Raw genomic sequence first — 2,250 nt, 5'->3', positions numbered from 1 at the left:
GCTCATCGGACGCCCCCAGGAAAGCGCTCAGTCGGAACGGAGATCAACCCCTCGTTTTGAAAAAGGGCTATACTTTTAAATTTGCCACCTTGATGTCATTGACATAATAGTATTTCAACAACATGAAGTCATTTATATAAGTGACTTAGAAAAAGTTTTGATTCAAGATAGTTTTCTTGTAGAATTATTGACTGTACTTTTTCTAACAAAATAAAAATAAATAAGTAGTATTAGTTGAAATAGTACAACAATTAGAAATGCTACACCTAAAATAATGAATGATACCATTTTAATTTCAGAAGTTTGAACTACCCCTGCAAAATCAACTTTTCTTACTCCAATAAATATGGCCCCAGCAGCAAAGATAAATAGCCACACAAAATTTATAGCCCACCATATTTTCATTTTCATAATAAACCTCTTCTTTCTATGCTTAATTGTTGAGTAACAGGAGGTTAATCTAAATTCTAATGTTGAGATTCATAAATTTCCCTTTAATGGTTTAATTGTAATACTATATATTTTTATTGGCAACAAGCTTTAGGCGGTGCTATTTCTCAGCCTTAAGACTGATTGCCTTATAATTTACAAGATAAATGAGAAAGACAAACATTATCTGCAAGTAGACCAAATTTAGAGAATTAGCAGCAGTGTAAACAGAATTTATATACCAATGAATGTTAATACAAGATAATATTAATCTAAAGAATCAGGTTTTGGTGTGTGAAGTAGATTTACAGGGGGATTATATTTTGAAAATGAAATTTGGTTTGATAGTTATACTTCTTCTATGCTGCGGTTTAATATTTATATATAGCTCCAATAGTAAAATAAAAGCCACTTTTATAGGAGTGATCCAGGAGATAAATGGACACAGAGCTGTAGTTTATGTGAATAAAACTGAAGATAGTCCAATTTCAGGAATAATTTATGTAAACCTTGCGATGAATCCCAATGAAATATTTCTAGTCGGGGATAAGGTAAAAGTCGGTTACGATGGTACAATGCGAGATTCAGCACCTATTGAAGTTACTACACTTACAGTGGAATTAGTTGAGTAATATCTAACTGTAGTTATTTGTATAAATAGACTATTCTGTATGGAGAGGTTTTATTTGATGATTATAATAGATAAAGCGTTAACTTTGAATGACCAAACAACTGGATAATTATACATTAGTCTAGATTTAAATGTTGTATAATGGAATGTGTAAAAGCGAAAGCGCACTAAAATACACATCTTTGAATATGGGAAAACTTAATTATACTTGTAATTGAAAGCTATTACTTATGGTCTAGAGGAGGAATAGTAATGAGAATTGGCTGCATCCAAATGAATGTAGGCTTCGGCAAAGTTAATGAAAATTTTGCTCGAGCTGAGGAGAAGATTCGAGAAACTGCAAAACAAGGTGCAGAAATTATTGTACTACCGGAAATGTGGAATACAGGCTATGCACTTGAACGTTTACCAGAGCTTGCAGATGTAGATGGAGAGCGAACGAAAGCTTTTTTAGCAAATTTGGCAAAGGAACTTAGTGTACATATTGTGGGCGGCTCTGTTGCTACGAAAAAGGGCGATAAATTTTACAATACGATGTATACATTTGATAAAAATGGTGAGCTAGTAGGTGAATATAGCAAGGCCCATCTTTTCCGCTTAATGGACGAGCATTTGTATTTAGAGGCGGGCGATGAAATGAATCGCTTTACGCTTGGAGATATTGAGGCAGCAGGGGTAATTTGCTATGATATCCGCTTCCCTGAATGGCTTCGCGCCCATGCGTTAGAGGGAGCAAAGGTTTTATTTGTACCAGCACAATGGCCAACACCTCGAATCGACCATTGGAAAACTTTGCTGCAAGCACGTGCCATCGAAAATCAATGCTTTGTTATTGCAGTAAATCGTATATCGAAAAAGGTAGAAAACTTCAATGGCCAGTCTATGATTATTCAGCCGTGGGGAGAAATTCTTTGGGTTGGTGCTGATGATGAAGAAGTGGCTGTTATTGACGTAGACTTTTCTATTGTTGATGAAGTCAGAGGAAGAATTCCAGTTTATGATGATCGCAGACCTGGGTTATATAGTGGCGTAACTATTAAAAATTAATGATTTGGTAGCAAGCTCAAGAAGCAGAGCGACTTGAGCTTGCTAGACCCGAGCGAAACGGCGGGAGACCCGAGCGAAACGGCGGGAGACCCGAGCGAAACGGCGGGAGACCCGAGCGAAACGGCGGGAGACCCGAGCGAAAC

3 protein-coding genes are annotated in these 2,250 nt (G+C 36.7%); 2 read left to right on the top strand and 1 reads right to left on the bottom strand.

The genetic code is table 11. The features are described from left to right. Nucleotides 1-162: 162 nt before the first annotated feature. A complete protein-coding gene (locus AC3WOM_RS25625) occupies nt 163-405 on the bottom strand; it encodes a DUF3923 family protein (protein ID WP_492448890.1) in 243 nt (80 codons plus the stop codon). 347 nt (nt 406-752) lie between these two features. On the opposite strand from AC3WOM_RS25625, the gene AC3WOM_RS25620 reads away from it, so the two are divergent. Together AC3WOM_RS25620 and AC3WOM_RS25615 are read left to right on the top strand one after the other, a co-directional pair. Next, nucleotides 753-1,061, top strand: coding sequence for a hypothetical protein (locus AC3WOM_RS25620; protein ID WP_427549247.1), 309 nt, complete (start codon nt 753-755; stop codon nt 1,059-1,061). A gap of 251 nt (nt 1,062-1,312) precedes the next feature. Further along, nucleotides 1,313-2,107: a carbon-nitrogen family hydrolase gene (locus AC3WOM_RS25615; protein WP_492448889.1), complete on the top strand. Its 795-nt coding sequence runs from the start codon at nt 1,313-1,315 to the stop codon at nt 2,105-2,107. Nucleotides 2,108-2,250: the final 143 nt, after the last annotated feature.

It is taken from the genome of Lysinibacillus sp. FW301-JW8 (assembly GCF_058788755.1).
This window is presented reverse-complemented; position numbering and strand designations above follow the sequence as displayed.